This is a genomic window from Eilatimonas milleporae, from assembly GCF_003688555.1.
Taxonomy (GTDB): domain Bacteria; phylum Pseudomonadota; class Alphaproteobacteria; order Sphingomonadales; family Kordiimonadaceae; genus Eilatimonas; species Eilatimonas milleporae.
Genome location: NZ_REFR01000012.1, coordinates 112,209 through 137,373 on the forward strand (window position 1 = coordinate 112,209; position 25,165 = coordinate 137,373).

General features: G+C 58.6%; 22 protein-coding genes and 1 pseudogene. 6 read left to right on the top strand and 17 right to left on the bottom strand.

Annotation, left to right across the window (positions count from 1 at the left end; all coding sequences use genetic code 11):
• The first annotated feature begins 49 nt into the window (after positions 1–49).
• Positions 50–797: pseudogene (locus BXY39_RS11825) on the top strand (IS5 family transposase).
• A gap of 43 nt (positions 798–840) precedes the next feature.
• Here the strand turns inward: BXY39_RS11825 and fabI are convergent.
• From fabI to BXY39_RS11855, 6 genes are all read right to left on the bottom strand, one after another.
• Complete coding sequence (gene fabI / locus BXY39_RS11830) at positions 841–1,611, bottom strand: enoyl-ACP reductase FabI (RefSeq protein WP_121939100.1); 771 nt, start codon at positions 1,609–1,611, stop codon at positions 841–843.
• Positions 1,608–2,636: an acetate/propionate family kinase gene (locus tag BXY39_RS11835; protein WP_121939101.1), complete on the bottom strand. Its 1,029-nt coding sequence runs from the start codon at positions 2,634–2,636 to the stop codon at positions 1,608–1,610. The genes fabI and BXY39_RS11835 overlap by 4 nt, the downstream gene beginning before the upstream one ends.
• The gene (locus BXY39_RS11840) at positions 2,633–4,045 is read right to left on the bottom strand and encodes a bifunctional enoyl-CoA hydratase/phosphate acetyltransferase (RefSeq protein ID WP_121939102.1); all 1,413 of its coding nucleotides are present in this window, start codon (positions 4,043–4,045) and stop codon (positions 2,633–2,635) included. Before BXY39_RS11840 ends, BXY39_RS11835 begins: the two co-directional genes overlap by 4 nt.
• A gap of 151 nt (positions 4,046–4,196) precedes the next feature.
• The gene (locus BXY39_RS11845) at positions 4,197–4,733 is read right to left on the bottom strand and encodes a DUF3299 domain-containing protein (protein ID WP_121939103.1); all 537 of its coding nucleotides are present in this window, start codon (positions 4,731–4,733) and stop codon (positions 4,197–4,199) included.
• Between the two features lie 58 nt (positions 4,734–4,791).
• On the bottom strand, positions 4,792–6,279 hold the full coding sequence (locus BXY39_RS11850; RefSeq protein WP_121939104.1) for an ABC transporter permease: 1,488 nt from the start codon (positions 6,277–6,279) through the stop codon (positions 4,792–4,794).
• The gene (locus tag BXY39_RS11855; protein WP_211332223.1) at positions 6,276–6,971 is read right to left on the bottom strand and encodes an ABC transporter ATP-binding protein; all 696 of its coding nucleotides are present in this window, start codon (positions 6,969–6,971) and stop codon (positions 6,276–6,278) included. Before BXY39_RS11855 ends, BXY39_RS11850 begins: the two co-directional genes overlap by 4 nt.
• Before the next feature lie 161 nt (positions 6,972–7,132).
• Between BXY39_RS11855 and BXY39_RS11860 the strand changes: the two genes are divergently transcribed.
• Positions 7,133–8,053: a pirin family protein gene (locus BXY39_RS11860; protein ID WP_170163804.1), complete on the top strand. Its 921-nt coding sequence runs from the start codon at positions 7,133–7,135 to the stop codon at positions 8,051–8,053.
• 12 nt (positions 8,054–8,065) lie between these two features.
• Here the strand turns inward: BXY39_RS11860 and tenA are convergent, their stop codons facing one another.
• From tenA to BXY39_RS11880, 4 genes are all read right to left on the bottom strand, one after another.
• A complete protein-coding gene (gene tenA, locus BXY39_RS11865; RefSeq protein ID WP_121939106.1) occupies positions 8,066–8,737 on the bottom strand; it encodes a thiaminase II in 672 nt (223 codons plus the stop codon).
• Positions 8,738–8,916: 179 nt separating this feature from the next.
• Positions 8,917–10,812, bottom strand: coding sequence for an alkaline phosphatase D family protein (locus BXY39_RS11870; RefSeq protein WP_121939107.1), 1,896 nt, complete (start codon positions 10,810–10,812; stop codon positions 8,917–8,919).
• 85 nt (positions 10,813–10,897) lie between these two features.
• Positions 10,898–13,258: a TonB-dependent receptor gene (locus BXY39_RS11875; protein ID WP_211332224.1), complete on the bottom strand. Its 2,361-nt coding sequence runs from the start codon at positions 13,256–13,258 to the stop codon at positions 10,898–10,900.
• Between the two features lie 167 nt (positions 13,259–13,425).
• A complete protein-coding gene (locus BXY39_RS11880; RefSeq protein ID WP_121939109.1) occupies positions 13,426–14,190 on the bottom strand; it encodes a substrate-binding periplasmic protein in 765 nt (254 codons plus the stop codon).
• A gap of 356 nt (positions 14,191–14,546) precedes the next feature.
• On the opposite strand from BXY39_RS11880, the gene BXY39_RS11885 reads away from it, so the two are divergent.
• Complete coding sequence (locus tag BXY39_RS11885; protein ID WP_211332240.1) at positions 14,547–15,014, top strand: (2Fe-2S)-binding protein; 468 nt, start codon at positions 14,547–14,549, stop codon at positions 15,012–15,014.
• Complete coding sequence (locus BXY39_RS11890) at positions 15,007–17,193, top strand: xanthine dehydrogenase family protein molybdopterin-binding subunit (protein WP_121939111.1); 2,187 nt, start codon at positions 15,007–15,009, stop codon at positions 17,191–17,193. Before BXY39_RS11885 ends, BXY39_RS11890 begins: the two co-directional genes overlap by 8 nt.
• 99 nt (positions 17,194–17,292) lie before the next feature.
• On the opposite strand, the gene BXY39_RS11895 is transcribed toward BXY39_RS11890, so the two are convergent.
• The 3 genes from BXY39_RS11895 to BXY39_RS11905 form a co-directional block, all read right to left on the bottom strand.
• A complete protein-coding gene (locus tag BXY39_RS11895) occupies positions 17,293–18,333 on the bottom strand; it encodes a universal stress protein (RefSeq protein WP_121939112.1) in 1,041 nt (346 codons plus the stop codon).
• Positions 18,330–20,048, bottom strand: a complete 1,719-nt coding sequence (locus BXY39_RS11900) for a cation:proton antiporter (protein ID WP_121939113.1) — start codon at positions 20,046–20,048, stop codon at positions 18,330–18,332. The genes BXY39_RS11895 and BXY39_RS11900 overlap by 4 nt, the downstream gene beginning before the upstream one ends.
• Positions 20,049–20,171: 123 nt before the next feature.
• Complete coding sequence (locus BXY39_RS11905) at positions 20,172–20,381, bottom strand: helix-turn-helix domain-containing protein (protein WP_121939306.1); 210 nt, start codon at positions 20,379–20,381, stop codon at positions 20,172–20,174.
• 236 nt (positions 20,382–20,617) lie between these two features.
• On the opposite strand from BXY39_RS11905, the gene BXY39_RS11910 reads away from it, so the two are divergent.
• Both BXY39_RS11910 and BXY39_RS11915 read left to right on the top strand, forming a co-directional pair.
• Complete coding sequence (locus BXY39_RS11910; protein ID WP_121939114.1) at positions 20,618–21,136, top strand: phosphate-starvation-inducible PsiE family protein; 519 nt, start codon at positions 20,618–20,620, stop codon at positions 21,134–21,136.
• Positions 21,133–21,795: a hypothetical protein gene (locus tag BXY39_RS11915; protein ID WP_121939115.1), complete on the top strand. Its 663-nt coding sequence runs from the start codon at positions 21,133–21,135 to the stop codon at positions 21,793–21,795. Before BXY39_RS11910 ends, BXY39_RS11915 begins: the two co-directional genes overlap by 4 nt.
• Positions 21,796–21,842: 47 nt before the next feature.
• Here the strand turns inward: BXY39_RS11915 and BXY39_RS11920 are convergent, their stop codons facing one another.
• The 4 genes from BXY39_RS11920 to BXY39_RS11935 all read right to left on the bottom strand — a co-directional run bounded on the left by BXY39_RS11920 (position 21,843) and on the right by BXY39_RS11935 (position 24,987).
• Positions 21,843–22,892, bottom strand: coding sequence for a succinylglutamate desuccinylase/aspartoacylase family protein (locus BXY39_RS11920; protein ID WP_121939116.1), 1,050 nt, complete (start codon positions 22,890–22,892; stop codon positions 21,843–21,845).
• Positions 22,892–23,797 (bottom strand): 30S ribosomal protein S6--L-glutamate ligase, encoded by a 906-nt coding sequence (rimK, locus tag BXY39_RS11925; RefSeq protein ID WP_121939117.1) that lies wholly within the window; start codon positions 23,795–23,797, stop codon positions 22,892–22,894. Before rimK ends, BXY39_RS11920 begins: the two co-directional genes overlap by 1 nt.
• A gap of 24 nt (positions 23,798–23,821) precedes the next feature.
• Complete coding sequence (locus BXY39_RS11930) at positions 23,822–24,268, bottom strand: ATP-dependent zinc protease family protein (protein WP_121939118.1); 447 nt, start codon at positions 24,266–24,268, stop codon at positions 23,822–23,824.
• A 164-nt stretch (positions 24,269–24,432) separates the two neighbouring features.
• On the bottom strand, positions 24,433–24,987 hold the full coding sequence (locus tag BXY39_RS11935; RefSeq protein WP_121939119.1) for a thioredoxin family protein: 555 nt from the start codon (positions 24,985–24,987) through the stop codon (positions 24,433–24,435).
• Positions 24,988–25,165: the final 178 nt, after the last annotated feature.

Here is a 25,165-nt window from a genome sequence, read left to right on the forward strand (position 1 = left end):
GTTAGAGAGGGTTGATCTATGCTTCCAGGTGTTGGAAGGAGTATTTACCATGAGCGAGCTGTATTATCTGAGTGCGGAACGGATTGAGCGTATGCGTCCTTATTTTCCACTGGGGCATGGTGCCCCGTGTTGATGACCGGCGGATGATCGGTGGGATCATGCATGTGTTGAAGCGAGGCTTGCAATGGCGGGATGCGCCGCAGGCGTATGGCTGCCACTAGACGCTCTATAACCGGTTCAAGCGCTGGAGTGAGATGGGCGTTTTTGACCGGATATTCATGGAGCTTTCCTCACGGTGCATTGCTGAACAATTACAGATAGATGCCACGCACCTCAAGGCCCACCGGACGGCAGCCGGTCTGGCAAAAAAGGGGATGTTCCCCGCGACATTGGCCGGACAAAAGGTGGATTGAACTCAAAGCTGTGCGGTCTGCGATGGTAAGGAGCGACCTCGCTCGTTGTGCCTGACGCCAGATAATGCCACCGCCTTCAAGGGAACAGCCATGCTCGCTCCCCACCTACCACAGGCCCCCGAGCTGTTGGTCGACAAAGGCTATGATGCCGACTGGTTTAGGGGGCACCTGAAAGAGCGAGGCATCCAACCTTGTATTCCATCGAAGAGAAACCGGTTGAAGCAAATCGACTATGACAAGAGCCTGTATCGCCAGCGGTACAAGGTCGAGAATATGTTCGGTAAACTCAAGGACTGGCGTAGAATCGCAACATGATATTACCGGTGGTCCCATACTTTTATGGCAGCAATCAAAATCGCGGCCATCGTCATTGGGTGGATTTAACGAGTTCTGAGCCTAGAATGGGTGACTGTGATCTGGGGCGGTATCAGTCAACCACCTCATACCCGCAGTCCACATAATGGACGCCGCCGGTGATGGCTCTGGCACGGTCGCTGGCCAGAAACGCCGCCAGATTGCCGACATCCTCCAGGTCGATCAGATGCCGGAGCGGAGATTTGCCTTCAGCGACGCTCAATAGATTGTCCAGGTCCGACAGGCCGGACGCGGCGCGTGTGGCAATAGGCCCCGGGGACAGCGCATTCACCCGTATCTTGGCAGGACCAAGCTCTACCGCCAGATAAGCGACCGAGCTTTCCAGAGCCGCCTTTACCGGACCCATCATATTATAATTTGAGACCACTTTCTGCGCGCCGTAATAACTCATGGTCAAAATGCTGCCGCCATCCCGCATCAACGGTTCCGCCCCTTTCGCCAGGCGCATCAGGGAATGGCAGGAAATGTCCATGGCCTGTGTGAAGCCCCCGACCGAGCTGTCAACGACACGTCCGTGCAGGTCCGCCTTGGGGGCGAAGGCAATGGAATGGATCAGAAAGTCCAGCCGGCCCCATTCCTTCTCGATCTTTTGGAAAAGGCTCTGCATCTGTTCTTCACTGCGCACATCCAGTGGCATGAAAATGGGGGCTTCCACACGCTCGGCCAATGGCTGTACGAAGGGTTTCGCCTTTTCATTCAGGTAGCTTACGGCCAGTGTTGCACCGGCGTCGCGCATGATGCGGGCACAGCCCCATGCGATGCTCTGCTCATTCGCAATACCGACAATCAGCCCTTTCTTGCCCTCAAGCAGTGTGTGCGTCATGCGTCCTCCAATATGTCAAAGGCATGAAGGGCCAGCATGCTTTCCTCATCCGTTTCAACGGTGTGGATGACGGGGGTGGCCCAATGCAGATAGTCCGCAATGGTCTTGCGCACCGTGTCACTGTTTTCACCGATTCCGGCCGTGAAAATAATGCTGTCCAGGCCGCCAAGGACCGGGATCAGCCCTGCCATCTCACCGGCGGCGCGATAACAGAAAAGGTCTACGGCCAGTTTGGCGTGCGGATCGTCGCTCTCTGTCAGAACCCGCATATCGTTCGACAGGCCGGATACGCCTTTCAGTCCGCTTTCCTTCGACAACAGGCGGTCTATGGCATCTGCATCCATATTGTGTTCACGCATCAGATAGATGAGAACGCCGGGATCCACACTGCCGGAACGTGTTCCCATCATCAGTCCGTCCAGGGCGGTAAACCCCATTGTGGTGGCGACGCTTTTACAGTTGCTGATAGCGCAGGCACTGGCACCGCTGCCCAGATGGGCCACGATGACGCGTGCCTTTTCCAGTCCAAGACCGGGCAGGCGCCGGGCAATCGATGCGTATGACAGACCGTGAAAACCGTACCGTCGCACGCCTTCCTGATAAAACCGTTCGGGCAGGGCGAAACGACGGGCGAGAGGGTCTTGCGTGGCGTGGAAGGCCGTATCGAAACAGGCCACATGCGTGGCATCCGCCAGACTGTCGCCAAGCGCCTGTATGCCGGCCAGTTCCGACGGCAAGTGCAATGGCGCCAGCGGGATCAGGCGATCCAGGTCCCGGATGACATCGTCGGTGATGATGACGGGTGCGCTGTAATGTATCCCGCCATGAACGACACGGTGACTGACGGCCCGGACCCTCAGGTCCTTATGATCGCGCAACAAGGTCATCACCGGTGAAAAATCCGGTGCCTTCAGGTCAAAGGGCGCGTTGCCGGATGTCAGTTTCCTGCCTTCCGGCCCATAGGCGAAAAGGCCGTATTTCAGGCTGGATGACCCAACATTGACGGTCAGGATCGCATCGCTCACAGGTCCACCCCATGCTCGGAACTCAAGGGGTTCTTTTTACGGACATAGAGCAGGGCAAGCGCGGCGGACATTTTGCGGGTGATGCCTTTGCCGGCGGCACGGCTTGTCAGGATGATGGGCACACGGGCGCCCAGCACCACGCCGGCGGCTTCCGCGCCGGACATGTAGCGCATCTGTTTATACAGCATGTTGCCGGATTCCAGGTCCGGCACAATGATGATATCCGCATCGCCGGCCACATCGGACCGGATTCCTTTGGCTTCGGCGGCTTCTTTTGAGATCGCGTTGTCGAAACCGAGCGGCCCGTCCAGTATCCCACCGGTGATTTGTCCGCGTTCGGCCATCTTGCAGAGAGCCGTGGCATCCAGCGTTGAGGGAACCTGTGCATTGACGGTTTCTATCGCGGACACAATGGCGACTTTTGGTGTACCGAAGCCGCATGTGGTGAACAGGTCTATGGCATTCTGAACGATGTCGACCTTGTGTTCCAGTGTCGGCGCGATGTTGATCGCGGCGTCCGTCATATAGAGCGGTTTGTGATAGCTTGGCGCGTCCAAGGCGAAAACATGGCTCATACGCCGTTCCGTGCGTAGCGCCGGGCGGGTGAGAATGGCATGCATCAGTTCGTCTGTGTGCAGCTTGCCTTTCATCAGGGCTTCAAGCGTACCGTCCGCGGACAGCTCCGCGGCTTTTTCCGCGGCGGCATGTGAATGCGGCACGGCCGCGATTTCATAGGGGCCGAGGTCGATATTTTCAGCCTCTGCCGTGGCTCTGATCTTGTCCTCCGGTCCGATGAGGATAGGGGTTATGATCCCGTCCTCGGCCGCGGCTATGGCACCGCCCAGTGAATTGCCGTCCGTCGGATGGACAACACCCACGCGCAAAGGCGCGAAACCGTCTGTCAGCGCCAGCAGCTGTTCATAGCGGGTGACCCGTGTCTCCTTGATTTCCAGCTCCGGGCGCTTCACCCGTTCCCGGGTGATTTTTTCCGCCGGGGCGATCACGGTGGCCTCACCGGTGATGACCGTTTCGCCTGCTTGATTCTGGCAGACGCAATCGAACAGAATTCGGTTTTTATCCTGTTTTGACGTGACGGTTACGCGGGCAATGATGGTGTCACCGACACCGACAGGGCGGTGAAAATTCAATGTCTGCGCGACATAAATGGTGCCGGGGCCGGGCAGTTCGGTCCCCAGCAGGGTGGAAATCATCGAACCGCCCCACATGCCGTGGGCAATCACCTTGTGAAAACGGCTGTTGGCGGCGTATTCCTCATCCACATGCGCGGGATTTACGTCGCCGGACATTGCGGCGAATATCTGGATATCCTGCTGTGTCAGGATATGGGACAGCTCAGCGCTATCGCCGACGGCGATTTCGTCGAACGTCCGGTTCTCGATCAGGCCCATGGTGCTTCCCCTTTACCGATGCGGCGATCGTACCGTTGGATATATGCCCTGCGATTGAGTCGTGCCGCAGTGCAGCATGGTTATCGGTAATAATGGCGCGGGTCACTTTGATCCAGCGCAAGGGGAGGCGAATTTTTGCGCGGCCAGACGCTCAGCCGGCCACGGCGGAGGCCGCGGAAAGCCGGTAGACGAGGCCGTTGTCCTTATCCGTGATCAGATTGAGCGTTCCTTCGATCAGGATCGGCTCATAGGAAAAGGCCACGCCGAAATCAGCCTTGACCTCAATCAGCTGGCTCGGGCCGATGCTGAAGTGAAACGGACAGGACTGCGGATATGCCATCAGGATGAAATGGGTTTGGGTATCGGCGTTCTGCAGGGGCAGCATGAAGCCATTGACCTTGATCCGCTGACCTTCAAGGGCTTTCACGGCCTCGCTGAAATCGGCTTCGAAGGTCCAGCTGTCGGCATCGAATGTTTCGGTGACCTTCGTGGTTGCAAAGGTGGCCCAGGACACAGCGCCCGGCGGCGTCGGGGCGGGTTGCCAGATGCCGTCCGGGTCCAGCAGATCCGGATCGGCATACCCCTGTTCCTGTGGTGGGGGGAAGGCCGCGCTCTCGCGGTGTGCCGGCTCCATGATGGCCAGGATACAGCACAGAAAAGCGGCCATTTTCAAAACGAATCCCATCATTTGGACCAATCCTTATCTTACGGCATACAGTCACGGTCCTGCGACGGGATGGCGAACGTTATGATGCCTGCGCCAATGTTTGCGCGATATCGACGCGGTAAGCCTGTATGGCCGGCAACAGTGCAGCAAAGCCCCCCAGCACAAGTGCGCCGACTATAATCCAGCCTTCGCCGGGAACAAGCCCCATGGCTGTCAGCCCGAAATCCGACAGCCCGGGAACCAGTGCCGCCGCTGCACCGATCGCACCATGGCCGATGACCAGACCGGCAAGCGCCCCGATGCCCGCCAGCAGCATGCCCTCCGTCACGATCTGGGTAAAGACGGCACGGCGGCTGGCACCCATCGTCCGCATCATGGCGATATCGTATCTCCGTTGTGCCATGGCCGACGAAAGGGCGACAAACACGCCGAGCGCAGCCGTTATCATCAGCAATACCGCAAAGCCGCGCACGGCGTCCAGCCCGACCCCGACCAGCGACAACAGCCGGGTCGTTTCAATAGCGGGGACCGCGGCCTGCAGGGCGCTTGCGTCCTCAATCCATTGCGGCAGGCGCAGGGCGGCCAGCGGCGTTGCATAGCGCACAAGCAGAACAGTCACTTCGCGCGCCGGGCCATCCGACACCACGGTGTTTTCCGCCTCATTGCTTCTCAGGCCATGATGTATGTCGGTATGTTGATCTGCAGGGTGGTTTTCCTCCCCGTGACCATCCTCCCCGTGACCATCCTCCCCGTGGCTCTCTTCTCCATGACCATCTTCTCCATGGCTGTCGCTTTCATGATGGTCATCTGCATGGTTGTCATGGTCTTCATGTTCATGGCTATCATCATGGTCATCATGGTCATCATGGTCATCATGGTCATCATGGTCATCATGGTCATCATGGTCATCATGGTCATCATGGTCATCATGGGACTCTGTGCCGATGCCGTGCATGGTCCATATGCTTTCGATCGATGTCAGAATCAGCCTGTCAACCACACTGCCGGTTGCCGGCAGGATGCCGACGACGGTAAACGGTTTCTGTTCATGCACGTGCAGCCGGTCTTCATCGCCGGCAATACCGTGTGCGCTGGCAAATTTCTGGCCCGGTGCAATGCCGAGACGAGCTGCGGCCTCGGCGCCCATGACGGCTTCGAAAGGGGCGTTCCACAACCGGCCTTGCGCGACATCGGCGGCATATTTCCGGGCATAGGCCGGCACGGTTCCGACCAGCCTGAACCCTCGGAAACTATCGCCCAGTGCCAGGGGAAGGGCCTCGGCCACCATGGGGCTTGCCATGATCGTCTCCGCGTCTTCCCATGGAATGTTCCCGGTCGGCACATCGACATGGTAAATGCCCGACAGGATCAATTGCAGGGGACTGCCCTTGGCGCCGACGACAAGATCTATGCCTTCGGCGTCGCGGGTCAGGCGTTCCTGCATCTGAACGGAAAATTTCAGCAGAACCACGATGGTGGCGGCGCCCAGGGCCAGCAGCAGGATATTCAGAACCGTGTTCAGCAGGCGGTCCCGCAAATAGGCAAGGGCCAGCGTAAAGACCGTCATGATATGTCCCCGGATGATCTGTCGTCTGACGGGTCTGTCGTCATGTCCGTATCGCCCAGGTCGAGCACATGACTGAAACGGGACCGAATGCGGTCGTCATGGGTGGCGACGATCAATGTCGCGCCCGTCCGGTCGGCCACGGTCATCAGCAGATCAATGGCCCGCTCGGCATTGCCCCGGTCCAGTGCGGATGTGGGTTCATCGGCGATCAGGATCGGTGCGTTCTGGGCCGCCGCACGGGCGATTGCCGCCCGCTGTGCCTCTCCCTGGCTGAGGGCCCTTGGCTTGGCATCCGCCCGGTGCGCAATGCCGAGACCCTGTATAAGGTCCTCCAGCAGTTTTTCATCCGCGGAACGTTTGGCAAGCGACCGCGCCAGCCGCAGATTCTGGCGCACCGTCAGGGCTGAAATCAGCCGGATATTTTGAAAGACAATGCCGAACAATTGTCCCCGGGCCTGATCGCGGCGTGCCGGCGGCAGGGTTGATATACAGACGCCGTCCACCATCACCCTGCCTTCGCTTGGCGTGATCAGGCCCGTCAGGATATTCAAAAGAGTGGACTTGCCCGATCCCGAAGGTCCCAGCAAAAGACTGTGCTGGCCTTTTTCCAGCGTCCAGCCGGGCAGGGACAGGACGGTCCGGTCACCATATCTGTGCCTGATGTCGCTCACGTCTATGAGGGGGGCGGACATGGGTTGAATCAGCTCTTCCAGATGTTATAAAATAACAGGATCAAACCCGGCCTTCCCGGAAAAATCAAGATGCAAAATCAGGACGATATGGCACCGCCTTGCGCACGGTCCGGCCAGCCTTTTAAAGTACTTTCAGGCATACCTGTTTCGGAGAGTGGATTGTGACATGGCGTGATACGACCCCCCCGGCCTGTGACATTGCGGATACCGGCGATCCGGTGGCATTGGTGGTCACCCCCAAACCGCGCAGCATCGGTGCATTTGACGTGCGTCGGGCCTTGCCGGCCGCAGAGTGCCGAAGCGTCGGGCCATTCGTCTTTTTCGATGAAATGGGCCCAGCCCTTTTGCCGGCGGGCACGGGGCTGGACGTTGCGCCCCATCCGCATATCGGCCTGTCCACCCTGACATGGATGATTGACGGGGAAATCCGTCACCGTGACAGTTTGGGCACGGATCAGGTGATCCGCCCCGGCGAGGTGAACTGGATGACCGCGGGCAAGGGCATCGTACATTCCGAACGGTCGCCGGACACGGCACGGGGTGTGGAAACGCGCATGCACGGCCTTCAGGTCTGGCTGGCCCTGCCGCGGGAGCGGGAGGAAATCGACCCCGGTTTCCAGCATGTGCCCGCAGCCGATATCCCGCGTTTCACGGTGGAAGATGCCGATATCATGCTGGTGGCCGGTCAGGCATGGGACCGCCGGTCGCCTGTCGCGGTTTATTCCGATACGCTTTATGCCGATGTAAGCCTACCGGATGGCGGAACGCTGACGTTGCCGGGCCGCTCAGTGGAGCGGGCGTTCTATATCCTGTGGGGCACTCTTGAAAGTGAAGGCCGGTGTTTCGGTGCTTCTCAGCTTGTGGTGCTGAAGGAGGGGGCGACACCCTCTGTCAGGGCACATGGCGATTGCCGTTTTGCGCTGATCGGCGGCGCCCCCCTGGACGGGGACCGGCATTTGTACTGGAATTTCGTCTCAAGCAGCCGGGAGCGGATAGACCGCGCCAAGACGGATTGGGCGGCACGGCGGTTCCCAGCCGTGCCGGGGGATGATGGTTATATTCCTCTGCCCGGGGCCGGCTAGGCCGGTCTGCCGTCAGCTGCCGATCGGCCATGTTTCCAGTCGGTAGGCGCTGTCCCAGAACATCCATTCATACTGTGTCGACCGCCTGAAGGCTTTCAGCATGGCGTTCCGGCATGTAGCGGACGCTGTTGCCGCGGCCCGGTTGGTGATCGCGATCACGGCTTCCACCGCATCACCGAAGTCAGCGTCCGAATAGGTGTCTATCCATGCCTGGTAAGGGTTGTCCGGGCCGGTTTTGCCGGCGATATACCTGCCAACGTCCCAGTAAATCCAGAAACAGGGCAGAATGGCGGCGACAAGCTCCTCATAGCTACCGGTATGTGCTGTCGACAGAAGAAAATTGGTATAGCCGTAACAGGTTGGTGAGGGGCTTGCCGCTGCCGCCTCGTCCGCCGTGATCCCGAATGTTTCAAAGAAACCGCCGTGCAGCGCACGCTCGACGACCAGGGCCTCCTGCGACGCAAGGGCAAAGCGTTCCATGGCATCCGGCTCGGGGGCCTTCGCTGCCGCTGTCGCCAGGGCCCGGGCATATTGTTCCAGATACAGCGCATCCTGTATCATGTAAAAACGGAAGCGGTCACCCGTCAGGCTGCCGTCCGCAAGGTCCCGGTTAAAGGGCAGATCGTGAATGGCACGACGCAGCGCGGCCGTATCGTCCCACGCGTCTTCGCTGAAAATTGTCATATGATATTTATCCCGACTGTACTGAAATGGATGCAGGTGTACCTAGAGCGGATCGTCCGCCCGTACAGCATGTTTCCGCCTGACTGCGGATAAATGAAAAGCTGCGGCCGGGGCGTCAACTCCGACCGCAGCGTCAAGACTGTCCTCGAAGGCCACTATCAGGCCTTGAGGGCCGATGATCAGACGATCGGTTTGACCGTCATTTCATGAGCACCCGCTTTTGTCACGGCAATGGCGCCGGGCACCAGCGCATAGCGTTCTTCCTTGACGGTGTTGATGAAAAACCACTGGGTGATCGCCTCTGACGGGGTCAGGGTCATTTCCATCCAGCCGCGATGCGTCGTCTGTGTATAGGCCAGTTCGGGGCTGGCTGCATGCAGCGCATCGCTCATACGTTCACCGCTTACGGGCAGATAGGATTCCAGCCCCGGCGAACTGACGGATGCCGTGCCGAACTCCACCGCAACCGGCGCCCCGTCTTTGTCCTTCATATTGAAGGCCCAGGCATTGTGCGTGTCCCCGGCAAGGACGACGGCATTATTGGCATGTGCCTTGATCAGGTCGAACACCCTTTCCCGGGCCGCCGGATATCCGTCCCAGGCATCCAGGTTGAAGGGCATCTGCGCGCGCGCCAGGAACTGCAGCGTACCCACCAGATCGGGTTTGACGAAACTGGGCCTGGAAAAGTCGAAATCCTCTTCCCGCAGTAAGGGCATGCCAACCTTGCCCATCAGCACCTGCTGGCCCAGAATCTGCCATGGTATGCCCTTGTCACGGGAGGCCTGCAGCGTGTCCGCCAGCCAGTCTTCCTGTGTTTCGCCCAGCATGGTGCGGTTTTCGTCGCCCAGTATGCCCTTGCGGAAGGTATCCGTATCCGGCAGATAGGCGAAGCCTTGCGGCAGGGCCTTCGGGTCAAGTCCCTGCAATGTCGGCCAGTCGGTGACGGGCTTTGGCGTACCGTCCCGCATGTCGAAGGGCACGGTGATCTGTCGTATGGCTGCTGCCGGAAGGTCTGCCAGGGCCGATGGGTCCAATACGGCCTTTGGTGCTTCGGGGTCGGAAAAATCAAACGGAATTTGCCGCATCGGCAGGTCCGTCTGATAATCCAGACCTTTTGTACGGCCGATCAGGCGGGTGTCCAGCATGATCAGGCTGGCCAGTATGCCGATATCGAAACGCCGGTAGATTTGTCCGTCCGGTGCGCCTTCCATGCTCGGCCGGTCATCGCGGATGGGCAGCCATTCCCTGTAGGCCTGAATGGCGGCTTTCTTGCGGGCTTCGAACGGGCCGTCTCCTTCATTGTGGTTTTCGGCACCGTCCACCCAGGTGTCGTTGGCGATTTCGTGATCGTCCCAGACGCAGATGAAAGGATGCGCGGCATGCACGGCCTGAAGATCGGGATCGCTGCGGTACAGACCGTAACGCATACGATAATCTTCAAGCTTGATGATTTCATGCGGCGGTTTGACATTGCGGCCCTTTTTCAGGATGGCTTTGTCCGCATACTTACCCTCTTCATATTCATAGATATAATCGCCCAGATGCAGCACGAGCTGGACGGGCCTTTTGGCGATTTCCTTGTAGATATGGAAATACCCTTGCGGATAATTGGAACATGACACCACCGCCATTTTCACGGCGTCCAGATTTTCGTCGGGCAGGGTCAGGGTGCGGCCGGTGATACTTGTCACTCCTTCCGCGATAAAACGGTAATAATAGCGGGTGCGCGGCTCCAGCCCCCTGGCGTCGATCTTAACGGTAAAATCCCGCTGGCGGTTGGTGAAGGTTGTACCCTCCGCCGCAATTTTGGTGAAGGCGGTGTCCCGGGACACCTGCCAGCGAACATCCAGCCGGTTTGAGGTGCCGTCGCCCGGAATCACCCGTGTCCAGATGACGACACGATCGCTTAATGGGTCGCCGCTGGCCACGCCGTGCGTGAAATGGGCCGGTTCATCCGCTTGTACGCCGTAACCGCGTAGGGCCGTCGCACCCAGCGTGGCACCCATGCCGCCCAGTACCGTGCGCCGGCTGATCCCTGTACCCGTCGCATCGGCCCCGCCTGTGAAGATCGTCATGCCTTTCCTCTCCCTGATCGTCGCAGGGTGCCGCCGGACCGTGGATGGTCCGGCGGCACCCTGCCAATGACAATGTTCGTCTATATCAGAAGCGGCCTGTCAGCTGTACGCCGTAAAAACGCGGCGGCCCGGCAACAAAAGTCGGGGTGCCGAAGGCGCCGCCCGTATTGCCCGCATCGATGATATATTCTCTGTCGAACAGGTTGTTGGCATAGAAGTTGACTTCCCACTGGTCGTCTGTCGCGGCGAAGCCGACGCGCAGATTGACCAGATGCACGTCGTTTTCCGAGATATCGAGTCCGGCGACCTGTTGGTTTTCGATCTCGAAAAAGACATCCGACCGGTATGTCCATGTGGCATTTGTGAAAAACTTCACGTCATCCGTGATCGGATAGGAGAACAGCCCCCCGGCTGCCGTCGACCATTCCGGTTGCAGGCGGAAACGGTTGCCGGCGAAAATACCGTTTTCCGGATCATCGTCGATGCTTGCATCAATATAGGCCACGTTGCCGAATAGCTGAAGAAATTCATTCACTTGGCCGCGCACTTCGGCCTCGACACCGAAATTGCTGGCTGTACCGGCATTGCTGGGGCGTGTCACCCCGTCCGGGTCCAGAATGGTGACCTGAAAATTCTCATAATCCTGATAGAATACCGATGCGGCCAGGTCGACCCGGTTGTCAAGGACCCGTGCCTTGAAGCCGGCTTCGTAGTTCCAGACGATTTCCGCCGGAATGAAGGTCGGATCAGCCACCGCATTGCCGTTTTCATCCAGGGTCGAGGCCACATCGATCACATTGGAGCGCCGTCCCTTGGCGACCGTGGCATAGACGCTGGCATCATCGTTGAGTTCATACCGCAGATTGAAGCGGGGCAGGAAAGCGTCAAAGTCGTCTTCAACCGTCAGAACCTGTCCGCCTGTATCAACATTGCCGAAGGCAATCAGGGGCGCGCCCGTGAGAACCGAGTTGGGCAGCCGGGCAAAGGCACCGCTTTCCCGCTCCTCGTAAATGAAACGCAGGCCTGCCGTCACTTCCAGCCGATCCGTCAGGTTGACGGTGGCATCGGCGAAGGCGGAATAAATATCGAAGCTGCCCGTATTGCCGAATTCGGCATCATAGAAAATCGGCGGCTGGCCCTGGGACAGGGTGACGGAGCCGATCGTGCCGTCGGGCGCGACGCAAGGCAGGCCGGGTATGACACCGGCCGCGCATTGCAGAAAGGTGCCTTCCTCCGTCAGGAAGGGGACGCGCTGCTCACCGTCCTCGGTGAAATAGTTGACACCGAAAAAGGCACTGATCCCGTCACTGTCATAATTGGCACGCAGTTCCTGGCTGAACTGATCACCGGTGGCGTCCTCGGCGAATTCGGCGAAGATTGCCTGGCTGCCGTCGGCATCGAACACCTCGACACTGTCGAATTCGCGGTAACCGGTGACGGATGTCAGCGTCCAGTTATCGTTCAAAGCCCATTGCATGGTCAGATTGGCGTCGTAAACTTCCCGGTCGATGCCCAGTTCGTCGTCGCCCAGTACCTCTTCCGAGCGCGGGCCGGCACCGCCCAGTTCGGCAAAGCTGAACGGGTCGGTCGCGCCGCCCGTGGGGGCGAAGACACCGGATTTGAAGCTTGTGCCCGTATCGTTATTCTCTTCGTAATTCAGCACCAGATCGGCGATGAAATTGTCATTGGGGGTGAAACGCAGGCTGCCGCGTACACCAAGACGTTCAATCCCGTTCAGGTCCGGCTGCACGACACCGCCCTCGGATTGGGATCCGGGATCGCCGGCGATGTTTTCAATGAAACCATCGCGCTTGCGGTAGCTGAAAGCGATACGGCCCTGCACATTCTGATTGCCGCCGGTCAGATAGCCGCGGGCCAGATAATTGTCGAAATTGCCATAGCCGACCTGCACTTCGCCGGACACTTCCTCTTCAGGTTTGCGGCTGATGACCGAGACGGCACCGATGGCGGACGCCGTACCGAACAGGGTGGCCTGCGGCCCCTTTGCGACTTCGACCCGTTCAATGTCGAACAGCTCGAAATGCGACCCGCGTGAGCGGGACACGTCCACACCGTTCAGATAAATGGATACGCGCGGTGCAATCTGGGCCGAGCCGCTGTCCGATGTGATCCCGCGGATGACGAAGGCCGGGTTGTTCGGGCTTTGCTCCTGGATGATCAGGCCCGGTGTGATTTCCGATACTTCGTCGAATTCATCGATGTTGAGGTCTTGGAGAAAACGCCCCGTATAGCTGGTGACCGTCACGGGGACATCCCGCAAATTCTGTTCGCGCTTCTGGGTGGTGACGATGATTTCTTCCACCAGGTCGCCGCCGCTGTCCTGTCCTGCGGCCTGTCCGCCTGTCTGGGCGAGGGCGGGGCCTGCGATGATAACGGATAGTAAACTGGCACTGCCTGATAGGCGTGCAAGGATGCTTTTGGGCATGGTTTCCTCCATATTATGGGACGGCCTGACGCATGCCGTCCGGTATTTTGCGATGCAGCATCCCTCTATAGTCAGGGCGGCGTGACATGCGTGACAGCTTGATGAAATTTTCGTGACGTTTCAGAAGGATACGGTCTTTAATGCACGTCTCTGGCGAAGTCCTGTGCTCACTGGTCGATCTTTAAGCTCATCCCGCGCCTGTTCAGGCGGTCAATGGCGTGCCTGATACGGTCCAGAATGGTCGGGTCCGTTGCGATGTGGGCGGCAATGTAAAGCGGCACGCTGTCGCCCACCGTACCGAGAGAGGCAAAATCGCCTTTGTCGAGGCCGAGTGCCTCGACCTGCTTCGTAAACATGTCCGGCACCGCGATGAAATAGGTAAACCGTCCTATTCTCGCCAGGCGCAGAAAAGGCTGATTTTTCTGGTTTTCCATTTTCACGATGCGTTCTTCCGGAATGCCTGCCGCCATCAACACATCGCACTGGATACTGTTCTTCGAGCAGGCAACGGCGTGACCGGATTTCGTCAGGTCATCCACTGTCCGGACATCGCCCATGCGCGGACGGTAGCCATACACTTCAAAGCGTTCCCGCGACAGCTGGTGCAGCCAGTGAAAGGTTTTCTCCCGTTCCGCCGTGCGGGACAGCATCATGATCAACGTGTTTACACGCCCCATGGCTAGGCCGTAGGCCCGGCTCCACGGCATGGCCTGAATACGATACTCCAGGCCGCTTTCCTGCATGATTGTGACGGCATGATCCGCGACAATCCCTGCCGGCTGTCCCTGGTCGTCGGTATAGATATAGGGCATGATATCGGGCCCGACGAGCAGAACGGGCGTCTGCCGATCCGGATCCGCCTCGGCTGCCATGCCGGCGGTCGCACAGGCCATGGCGCCGAAAATCACGGCCGTTAGAAAAACGATACGCATTCGGCCCCCAGCCGCTTCATAAAGGCGTATCCATTATACGCCGCTGATCCACCGCCGTAAGCCAACTTATTGAGTGTATTGCCGCTCATCTTGAAGTGTATCGGGGCAAAACCTTTGTTGAACACACCCAAAGATGTCACATAGTATGTGTATTTATCTCATATGTTATTGTCAGTGTGGCTGGCCCGCTGCTGCAAGTGTGCGAAAGAATATACCGGAATCATGGGTTGGCTTCCGTCCGGGCCGTCTTATATGATGACTTCGAAATCATGTGACCGGTCCGACCGGCGACTTTTCTTTTCGTTCTGTGTTTCCCTTAGTGAAAAACGTGACAAGCTTTGGAGAGAGCCTTGGCTATTGAATTCCGATTGAATGGCGAGACCGTCACGCTTGACGTCGAGCCGGACATGCCCCTCCTGTGGGCCATCCGTGAAAAAGCCGGTTTGACTGGAACCAAGTTCGGCTGTGGTATCGCCCTGTGCGGTGCCTGCACGGTACATCTTGATGGAACGCCGGTCCGGTCTTGTTCGCTGCCGGTTGAAACCGTGGCAGGAAGTGACGTGACCACGATCGAAGGCGGCAGCGGGACTGCGTTTGCCGCAATTCAGACAGCCTGGCGGGAACTGGATGTCGTACAGTGCGGGTATTGCCAGTCCGGGCAGATTATGTCCGCGGCGGCCCTTCTGACGGAAAACCCCGAACCGTCGGATGCCGATATCGATGACGCCATGAGCGGTAATCTTTGCCGCTGTGCCACATATCACCGTATCCGCAAGGCTATTCACCGGGCCTCGGACCTGATGAAGGAGACGGCCGATGCATGACGGCGCCCATACCCCGGATAATGCCCTGCCTGTTTCCCGTCGCGCTTTTCTGAAGGTGGTGACGCTTGCCGCCGGTGGTTTCGCCGTTGGGTGGCGTTTACCGGCAGGTGTGCTCGCGGATGGTGATGATGGCGCGGATTTGAACCCTTTTGTCCGGATCCAGCCGGACAACACGGTCACCGTTGTCATAAAACATCTGGACAAGGGGCAGGGCATCACCACCGGTCTGACCACCATCGTTGCGGAAGAGCTGGACGCGGACTGGTCGCAGATGCAGTTTGAATTCGCACCGGCCAATGATGAACTGTACAAAAATCTTTTCTTTGGCATCCAGGTTACCGGCGGATCCACGGCGATCGCCAACAGCTGGATGCAGATGCGTCAGGCCGGCGCGGCCGCCAGGGCCATGCTGGTCGCTGCGGCGGCTGAACGTTTCGGTGTTCCTGTCGGTGGTCTGCGGGTTGAAAAGGGGCGTGTGACCGATCCGGAAAGCGGGCGCAGCGCCAGCTTTGGCGATCTGGCGACACTGGCGGCGGATCAGGTGCCGCCTGCCGAACCTGTCCTGAAGGACCCGAAAGACTTTACCCTGATCGGCGCAACATTGCCCCGTCTGGACAGCCCGTCAAAAACTGATGGCACGGCCACCTATACCCTTGATGTGACGCGGCCCGGCATGCTTGTGGCACTGGTGGCCCATCCGCCCCGCTTCGGTGCCGTGCTTGCCGCCTTCAACGCGGATAAGGCAAAGAAAATCAGCGGCGTTCGGCATGTTGTTGCAATTCCACGCGGGGTTGCCGTCGTGGCGGATGGCTTTTGGGCTGCGACCAGGGGCCGGGAGGCTCTTGAGGTCCAGTGGGACTTTACCAATGCCGAAATGCGCGGCAGTGCTGAAATGTTGTCCGATTATAAGGAAACCGCCAAAACAAAGGGGGCAAGTGCCCGTCTCACCGGGGATGCCGAGGCGGCGCTCGCCGATGCCGAAGACGTGATCGAGGCCGAATTCGACTTTCCATTCCTGGCCCATGCGACGATGGAACCCATGGACTGTGTCGTCGATCTTAAAACGGACCGCTGCGATGTCTTTAGCGGTGCGCAGATGCCCACGGTCGACCGGCAGATTGTTGCGGGTATTGTCGGCCTTCCACTTGACAAGGTATATGTCCACACCCACTTCGCCGGGGGCAGTTTTGGCCGCCGCGCCGTTCCTGACAGTGATTATGCGGCAGAAGCCGCCATGGTCGCCAAGGCCATTGGCGGTAAGGCACCGGTGAAACTGATTTGGACGCGTGAGGACGACATGCATGGCGGGCGGTACCGTCCGATGAGCTTTCACCGTCTGCGCGGCGGTCTCGACGTTGACGGCAGACTGGTCGCCTGGGATCACCGTATCGTCATGCAGACCTTTCTCAAGGATACGCCCTTTGAGATTCTGATCGAAGGGGGTGTTGACGGCACCTCTGTCGAGGGGGCGCGGGGCTTGCCCTACGACATTCCCAATGTATCGGTGGACCTGCATCTGGTGGACAATGGTGTGACCACATTGTGGTGGCGGTCCGTCGGACATACCCATAACGGTTACGTGACCGAAGTCTTTTTCGACATGCTGGCGAAAAAGGCGGGGCAGGACCCCGGTGATCTGCGCCGCAGCCTGCTCCGGAATCACCCCCGCCATTTACAGGTTCTGGAAACGGTCTTGGACAAGTCCGGCTGGGGTACGCCGCTTGTGGCACGGGCCGGCGCCAGACGTGGCCGCGGTGTGGCTGTGCATGAAAGTTTCAACAGCTTTGTCGCCCAGGTGGCCGAAGTGACGGTGGATGATAACGGACTGAAAGTGGACCGTATAATCTGTGCCGTTGACTGCGGTATCGCCATCAATCCCGATATTATCGTTGCTCAGATGGAAGGGGGCATCGGCTATGGTTTGTCGGCGGCCTTGCGTGAAGCGATCACCCTGACCGACGGTATCGTCGACCAGGACAATTTTGACACTTACGAACCGCTGCGCATCAACGACATGCCCGATATCGAAGTCCATGTCGTTGCCTCGGGCGAAGCACCGACCGGTGTTGGCGAGCCCGGCGTGCCGCCTGTCGCACCGGCCGTCGCCAATGCGATCGCGGATGCGACCGGCCAGCGTTTTTACCGTCTGCCATTCGGCGATGAAATCGGCACGGCCTGATCCGCCAGTGTGATGACGCGCAGGCGATCTGTCTGTCAGACCAGCCTACAAACGGCGATTTTACAAGACGGCATCCGATAAGGGTGCCGTCTTTCTTGTTCAATCCGGTTCTATGGGGCTGACATAGTGGGGCGGTTTCACTGTTACCACGGAGCAGTCGACACTGTTCAGCACGTCTTCTGCCGTATTACCGATAAAAAACCCCGGAACCCCCGTGCGTGCGATGGTCCCGATCACAAGTGTATCGGCGCCAAGGTCCCGCACATGTTCCGGTATAACGCTCCTGGCGATACCACGTTTCAAATGGGGGATCAGGGCGGTCCGGTGATCTTTTCCACCCTCTGTCCAGACGGCGGCCTCTTCAATCAGCCTGTCGAAGGCATTTTCATGGGCCCTCTGGATGTCCCGGACATAGTCGTCGGCGGCTTTGCTGCCGTCCGGCGCGTCAGACCATAGACGGACGCTGGTCTCCCCCGGCGCGTCCCAGGCATGTAGGACATGCAATGCGGCCCCATGGGTCTGTGCGATACGGCTCGCGGTTTCAAGAATATGACGGTTCAATCCGCTCTGATCATCGGCTTCGTCAGTCATGAAGATATCGAGATCGACGGCAGCCAGCACTGTTTTTACCGGCTGACCGCCATGGTTGACGCGAAGCCAAACGGGGCAGGGACATTTTCGCAAAAGATGCTGGTCCATGCTTGTAAAGAAATACCGGTGCAGCCCCTTCGACTCCTCGGCAGTCTTGATCACCATGTTGGTACCATGGGCAAGCGTGTATTTGATCACTTCAAGGAAAGGCTTGCCGCTTCGGATTTCTATATGGGGGTCCAGACCGTGTGCATGACGGGCGGTCAGCCGGCTCACATGCTTGCGATATTCGGCGGTGAAGCTGTTTTCGATGTCTTTCCGCGAAATGCCGGTGGCACCGGACAGTCGGGCGATTTCCGGCGGGATATCCACCACCGCCATGACTGTCAGTTCCGCGTTATGGGCACGCGCCATGTTTGTCGCTGCTTTCAGGGTCCCTTCGTCATGCGCATCCAGCGTACAGACGGCGACAATTTTTTTCATCGGCAGACCGTGGGTTTTACCATCCGTTCCGACAGTCGCCTTACCTTCGGTCTTAAGGCGGTTCACTGGGCGAACTCCTTCTGGCCTTCCGGGTCGGCAATGGCCGGTGTATGAGGCGGTTTGTTTTGGGTAATCAGCAGGGCAGCCTGCGCCGCGGCATCGCGAAACGGCAGAAGAACAAGGTCGGCCCCGGCGCTTTTCAGCCTGTCGGCGGCTGTGCGGCTGTGGGCCGCCACGGCAACGTGTCCTTCGAAATTCAGTCCGTGCAGAGCTGTGATCAGGGATTGCCGGGGGTCGTCATGGGTCAGACCCGTATCGTGGTCCGGTACGGCTGATACGGCCCAACGGACACCGTCAAGCGGCAGATGCGCCAGAAATTCCGGATCGGTCGCGTCTCCGAAGATGGCATCGAAATCCCGGGCGCGGGCATTGCGTACGGCTATCGGACTGAAATCGATGCCAAGCACCCTGAAGCCGGCATCTTTCAGTTCAAGTGCGATGGCAAGACCGTAGCGTCCCAGACCGAAGACAATGGCGTCATAAGCGCCGTCCCCAGGCGTCCAGGCGTCTTCCTTGCCGCCTGCCGTGCGCCGTTCAAACGTTTTCAGAAGCGGGTCGATCAGATCATACAGCTGATGGGAATAGGTGATCATATAGGTGGACGCGGCGATTGTGATCAGGCCAACCAGCGTCACCAGGCCGAGCGCCTGCTCCGTGACATGACCGATGGAAACCCCCATGGCCATGAAAATTAGTGAGAATTCGCTGATTTGCGCCACTGTCAGGCCGGCTAGAAATCCTGTGCGCCTGCGGTATCCCATCGCCCCCATGATCGCCAACACGATCAGTGGGTTGCCGATCAGGACGAAAAGGGCAAAGACGCTGGCCGCGCTGACGCTGGCCCCGAGGATCGACAGGTCCAGTGACGCGCCCAGCGCAATGAAGAAAAACAGCAGCAGAAAATCCCGGAGAGAGGCCAGCCGGGCGGCGATTGCCTCCCGGAAGGAGGTCGAGGCCAATGACACACCGGCAAGCAGTCCCCCCAGTTCCTTGCCAAAGCCCAGATAATAGCCGATTGCCGCAAGGAGCGCCGCCCAACCGATTGCAAAGGATACCATCAGCTCCGGCGCGCGGGACAGGCGTTCGACAAGCGGATTGGCGATAAAGCGGATAAACAGGCCGACAGCGGCCAGCATCATGGCGCCATATCCGAAGACAAGCAGCACGTCGATCAGCGCGGCATTGCCTGCCGCCCCCACGCCCAGTGCGGACAGCACAATCATCGCCATGACCACCACCAGATCCTGAACGATCAGGAAGCCCAGCGCGATTCGTCCATGGAGGGAATTGATCTCGCGTTTATCGGAGAGCAGTTTGACGATGATGATCGTCGATGAAAACGTCAAAGCCACCGCGATATACAGGCTTGTCACCGTATCGAACCCGAGGGCCAGCCCGATCAGGAAACCGAATATGGTCGTGAACGCCACCTGGCCGAGACCGGTCATCAATGCGACGGGACCCAGGGTGCGCACCAGCTTCAGGTCCAGCTTCAGTCCGACCAGAAACAGCAGAAGCGCTATGCCCAGCTCGGCCAGCAGGTCGATATGTTCCTCGGATTGCGCAATATCCAGAACGGACGGTCCGGCAATAATGCCGACCGCAATGAAACTGACGATCAGCGGTTGACGCAGCAGCAGGCCGACAAAACCAGCGGATGCCGCCAGGACCAGCAGCGCGGCAATCTCATAGAAAATATAGTCGCGTATGGCATCGGTCATCGGACGTTTCCCTGTATGGCATCGGCGGTGAGTGCAGTGCGCCGGACGGGGGCATGGGGCCCGGAAGGACCCGGAGTAAAGAATCACTCCGGCAAAGCAGGCCGCGGTATTTTGACAGTCGTTTCAGCCTGTTTCGCCGTCATCATGTCCGTCTGGCAGACATGTGGCATGCGCGTTCAGAAACACCTCCAGATCCTTTACGGCGATGCGGAATTCCCGTCCGAGTTTGACAGCACGCAGGTCCTGACCGTGAATCCAGGATCGCACCGTTGACTCGCGCACCTTCAGAAGCTTGGCGATCTCCTGGGTGGTCATGAAAGGCTTGCTCAGCATATTCATCCCCCATCCGTGGGACAGATGTTATCCCAACGCCGTTGAAAATATATAAAAAGATGTCAGGATAGCTGAAATTTCTCCAGCCACTTTCATTAATGTTTATAGGCTGATACGGGAAATGACGCTGAGGCTCCGTGCTGCTGTTTGACAGCCTTGGCGGATCGGGATGCTGAACCGCTTGAAAGACGCTAGGCTTGGGGCCCCAAGGGCCGTGGAAAAATTGGAAAGACGGGATGCCGCGATTGCCTGATGATATCTACCGCAGTGACGATCCGCTGATTTTTCAGTTGAAACGCCTGATCCGTGTTGCCGTCAGAATTCTGGCCATCCTGATGACGGTGGTGATTTTCTTTGGCGTCATAGATGTGGGTTGGGTGCTTTACAAGAAATTCACCACCGGTGACAGCTGGATGCTGACGATCGCGGATCTTCTTGCCACTTTCGGCGCTTTCATGGTGGTGCTGATCGCGATTGAGATTTTTGTCAATATCACAGTGTATCTGCGTGATGACGTCATTCATGTGAAGATCGTTATGGCGACGGCCCTTATGGCAATTGCCCGGAAAGTCATCATTCTCGACTATGAAAAAGTCAGCCCGGAATATATCTATGCCACGGCAGCAGTTGTTTTTGCCATGAGCTTGGGGTACTGGCTGATCTGCATTCTACCCGTCCGCGCGCCTGAAGACGGCGTCGCCAGGATAGAATTGCCGCGAATACTAAGACAGAAAACCGACGAGGAGCCGACATGAGCCATCAGCACCATATTTTTCTGCATGTGATCCTGTTCGGGATATGGTTCGGCTCTCTTTTGGCCACTCTGGTCGTGCTGGGCCGGTTATACAGAAATGAGGATATGGCGAGCCGGACGTCTCTGCTCACCAGTCTTCGCCTTGTGGAGCGCGTTCCGAAAACCGCGTTTCTGCTCATGCTGCCCATGGGCCTGCAATTGTCCAGCAATCTCGGCCTGATCACATTGCAGGCGGGGACCACTTTCGGGGCTTGGGCGTTTGCTCTGGTTTGGCTCGCCATCTCATGGAGCGGTGCGCGCCACCAGCATGGCAGTACGGCGCGGGCCGCGCGTGTTGTCACCATCATCCTTCAGGTGTCCTTCGTGTTGGTCGTGGGTGGTGCCGGCATTCTCTCCTTACTCTCGCAAAGCCCGATTCCCCAGCCCTGGCTTGCCGCGAAAATGGTACTTTATGCCAGCACGCTCATTGTGATGATGCTCTATGATGCCGCACTTATGCCGCTGTATCCTCGTGCTCACGGGCCGGAAGGGGTTAGCACCGTCCCTGAAGACACCGCGGTTGTCCGCCGCGCCTGTCTCCTCGGCGGACTGGCCATCTCGGTACTGCTGTTCATTCTGGCACGTGCAAGCTGGGTCGGTTTGACGGCCCCGGCGTCTTAAAAGCTGCGTTGGCCATCCGTGGCCATCAATCTTGGGCCGTCGTGCCGTCAGTCTTCGGGCACATGGGCGGGGTAATCCTCCTCGCCCAGCCCCTCCAGTGACAGGTGAAAAGCGTCCACCGCCACCTCGGCGCGTGCGGGGCTTTTGAACATGGCGATATGAAACAGGGCGTCGCCCTCGTTCACATTGGGCATCTGGTTCATGCCAAGTACCATGCCGTCGTCCTCTGCCAGAACATCCATGTGATCCTCTCCGGTCAGGTCGGAGATACTGGCCAGTCGCTGGCCGCCCAGCACCCTGTCACCGGGTTTGACCGTCGGTGTCACGATACCGGACCGCGATGCCCGCACCCAATGCGATGACAGCGCTTCCAGCGTGGCGTGTGGTTTGGGCTTGCGCCGTTTCGCAATCATCCCCAATTCTGCCAGAACGCCGACCAGTCCGCGCACGCCTGCCTTTGTGGCGGTCGGGTCGAAGCGAAAGGCTTCGCCTGCTTCATACAGCAGCACGGGCTTGCCGGCTTCCAGCGCATACTGACGCAGCGACCCATCCCGCAAATTGGCGTTGACGATCACCGCCGTGTTGAAGGCATGGGCCAGTTTTTTTGTTTCAGGATCATTCAGATTGGCCCGGATATGGGGGAAATTGGTTCGGTGATTGGCGCCTGTGTGCAAATCGACCCCGTAATCCGATCTGTCGATGATTTCCGTGCGCAGGACATGCGCGACCCTGGCCGCCAGCGAGCCTTGTTCCCGGCCTGGAAAAGACCGGTTCAGATCGCGGCGGTCGGGCAGATACCGCATATGCTGCAAAAAGCCGTACATATTGACGACCGGTACGGCAATCAATGTCCCCTTCAAACGCTTCAGGGCGGTATGGCGCAGCAGACGCCGTACAATGTCGATGCCGCCGATTTCATCGCCGTGAATGGCGGCGGTGACGAACAGCGTCGGCCCGTTGCGCTTGCCATGCACGATATGCACCGGCATCAGCGTGGGGGTGAAGCGCGATTGACCGGGCAGGGGGACGGGAACGGTGGCACGGCTGCCGGCAGGGATCGCTTGTCCCTGAAAAGAAAAAGCCCCGCGAAGCGGCATCAGCCGCGTCCCTTGGTGCCGGTGCGGTTGGGGCGGGCATTCTTTTCAAGGAACATGATGATTTTCTCCGCCACATCTGTGCCTGTTGCGCTTTCAACGCCTTCCAGCCCGGGTGAGGAATTGACCTCCATGATCACCGAGCCGTGGTTGGACCGCAGCATGTCGACACCCGCCACATTCAATCCCATCACCTTGGCGGCACGCACGGCGGTGGAGCGTTCCTCGGGCGTGATCCGCACGGCGGTTGCCTGACCGCCCCGGTGCAGGTTCGAGCGGAAATCGCCTTCCGCGCCCTTGCGTTTCATTGCGGCAACGACCTTGCCGCCGACAACGAGGCAGCGAATATCTTCTCCGTGGGCTTCCTTGATGAACTCCTGTACCAGAATATGGGCATTCAGCCCGCCAAAGGCCTGAATCATGCTGCGCGCTGCGCCACGCGTGTCTGCCAGCACCACACCGACACCCTGTGTGCCTTCCAGCAGTTTGATGATCACCGGCGGCCCGCCGACCTGATCGATCACATCGTCCGCTTCCGTCGTGGCTGAGGCGAAGGCCGTTACCGGCAGTCCCAAACCCCGCCGTGACAGCAGTTGAAGACTGCGCAGCTTGTCGCGGGACCGCGATATGGCAACCGACTCGTTCAGAGGATATACCCCCTGAACTTCGAACTGGCGCAGGACGGCCGTACCGTAAAAGGTGATGGACGCGCCGATCCTCGGGATGACGGCATCAAACCCTTCCAGAATTTCCCCCTTGTAGCGGATTTGCGGCCGGTGTGACGCAATATTGATATACACTTTCAGCGTGTCGATAATCTGCGTTTCATGTCCGCGTTTTTCCGCGGCCTCGACAAGCCGTTTATGGGAGTACAGATTAGGGTTGCGTGCAAGAATGGCGATTTTCATGCTGCGGTTCTCCCTGCAATGGGGTCATCCGTTGTCCAGGTCTTCATGGTTCAGGCTATAGGAATGCGCGCTGTTCACCACATACCGGTCTCGCAGCGCTTCACGTCCGATCAACATTCGGAATGTCATTTCATCCCGGTTCGTCAGCGTCAGCAATATGGGGCGTGTATAAGGCCCCAGGGTCAAGCCGGTTTTCACAACAATACGCTGTTCAGACTGGCCGTTGGAACTGCGGACGGTGCGGATGTCGTGGACCGGGGCGCTGCACAGGATTTCCGGCCTGCGCCGCCTTATGCGCGGGTGGACGCAAAAATGCGCAACCGTGCCCTCGGGGTTTTCCTCTATACGGATTTTATAGGCGTGCAATGCCGATGTGGCGGCGCCGGTGTCGATTTTGGCTTTAATGGCTCCTATGCCCAAATCGGGTAGGGCGACCCATTCACGCCAGCCGATAATCAAACATGCTTTCATGGGACGCTCTGCGGAAAAGCCTGCGGCATATTCTGTCGGAGATATGGTCTATCCGGCCATGGACTAACAGGCCATGGTCTTCATTATTGGCAGCCTTGCCATGAAGCCTGCGCCTGCGCAAAGACATTTTCAGGTCCTGCGGTAAAACGCAGGCGCACCCGGGGTCATCCACTGCGCCATTTAATGGAGCAGCCCATGCTCGGAACCTGTTCACCGGGGCCCACACCCGTGTCTGCAATCAGGCGCATGGCGGCAAGCAAATCGCGCCGGGTCACATTTCCGGCATCCATCGGGCTATCGTCGATACGCCCGCGATACTGAAGCTCCAGATCGCTGTTATAGCCGAAAAAATCCGGCGTACAGACAGCGCCGTATGCGCGGGCGACAGATTGGTCTTCGTCCAGCAGATAGGGAAAATCAATTCCATGTTCCGTGGCAAAGGCCCGCATGCGGTCGGGTGCATCCTCGGGATGAGTGGAATAATCGTTGGACATGATCGCGGCTATGCCGATACCGGCGGTGCGCAGGTCCCGCACATCCCGGACCAGCCGCTCTATGATGGCCTGTACATAAGGGCAGTGGTTGCACATGAAAATGATCAGCGTCCCGCTGACCCCCCTTACATCCTGCAATGAGACCTTCATCCCGCTCAGGTCGGGCAAGGTGAAATCGGCCGCCAGGGCACCGAAATCGCAAATGGGAGTTTCCTTCAATGCCACCTCGCCGTCCTTTCCAATATCTGCTCGGTATCTGAATGCAGGTGTATGTCCTGTCGATCATGATGACGCTATTATGCGTATATTTCTAGCGTATGGTGCGCTGTGTAGGCCAGACCGCCGTAAGACGGACATTCGGCCACTGCGGACGAATCCAAAGAGGACATGTCCGTTTCGGTTC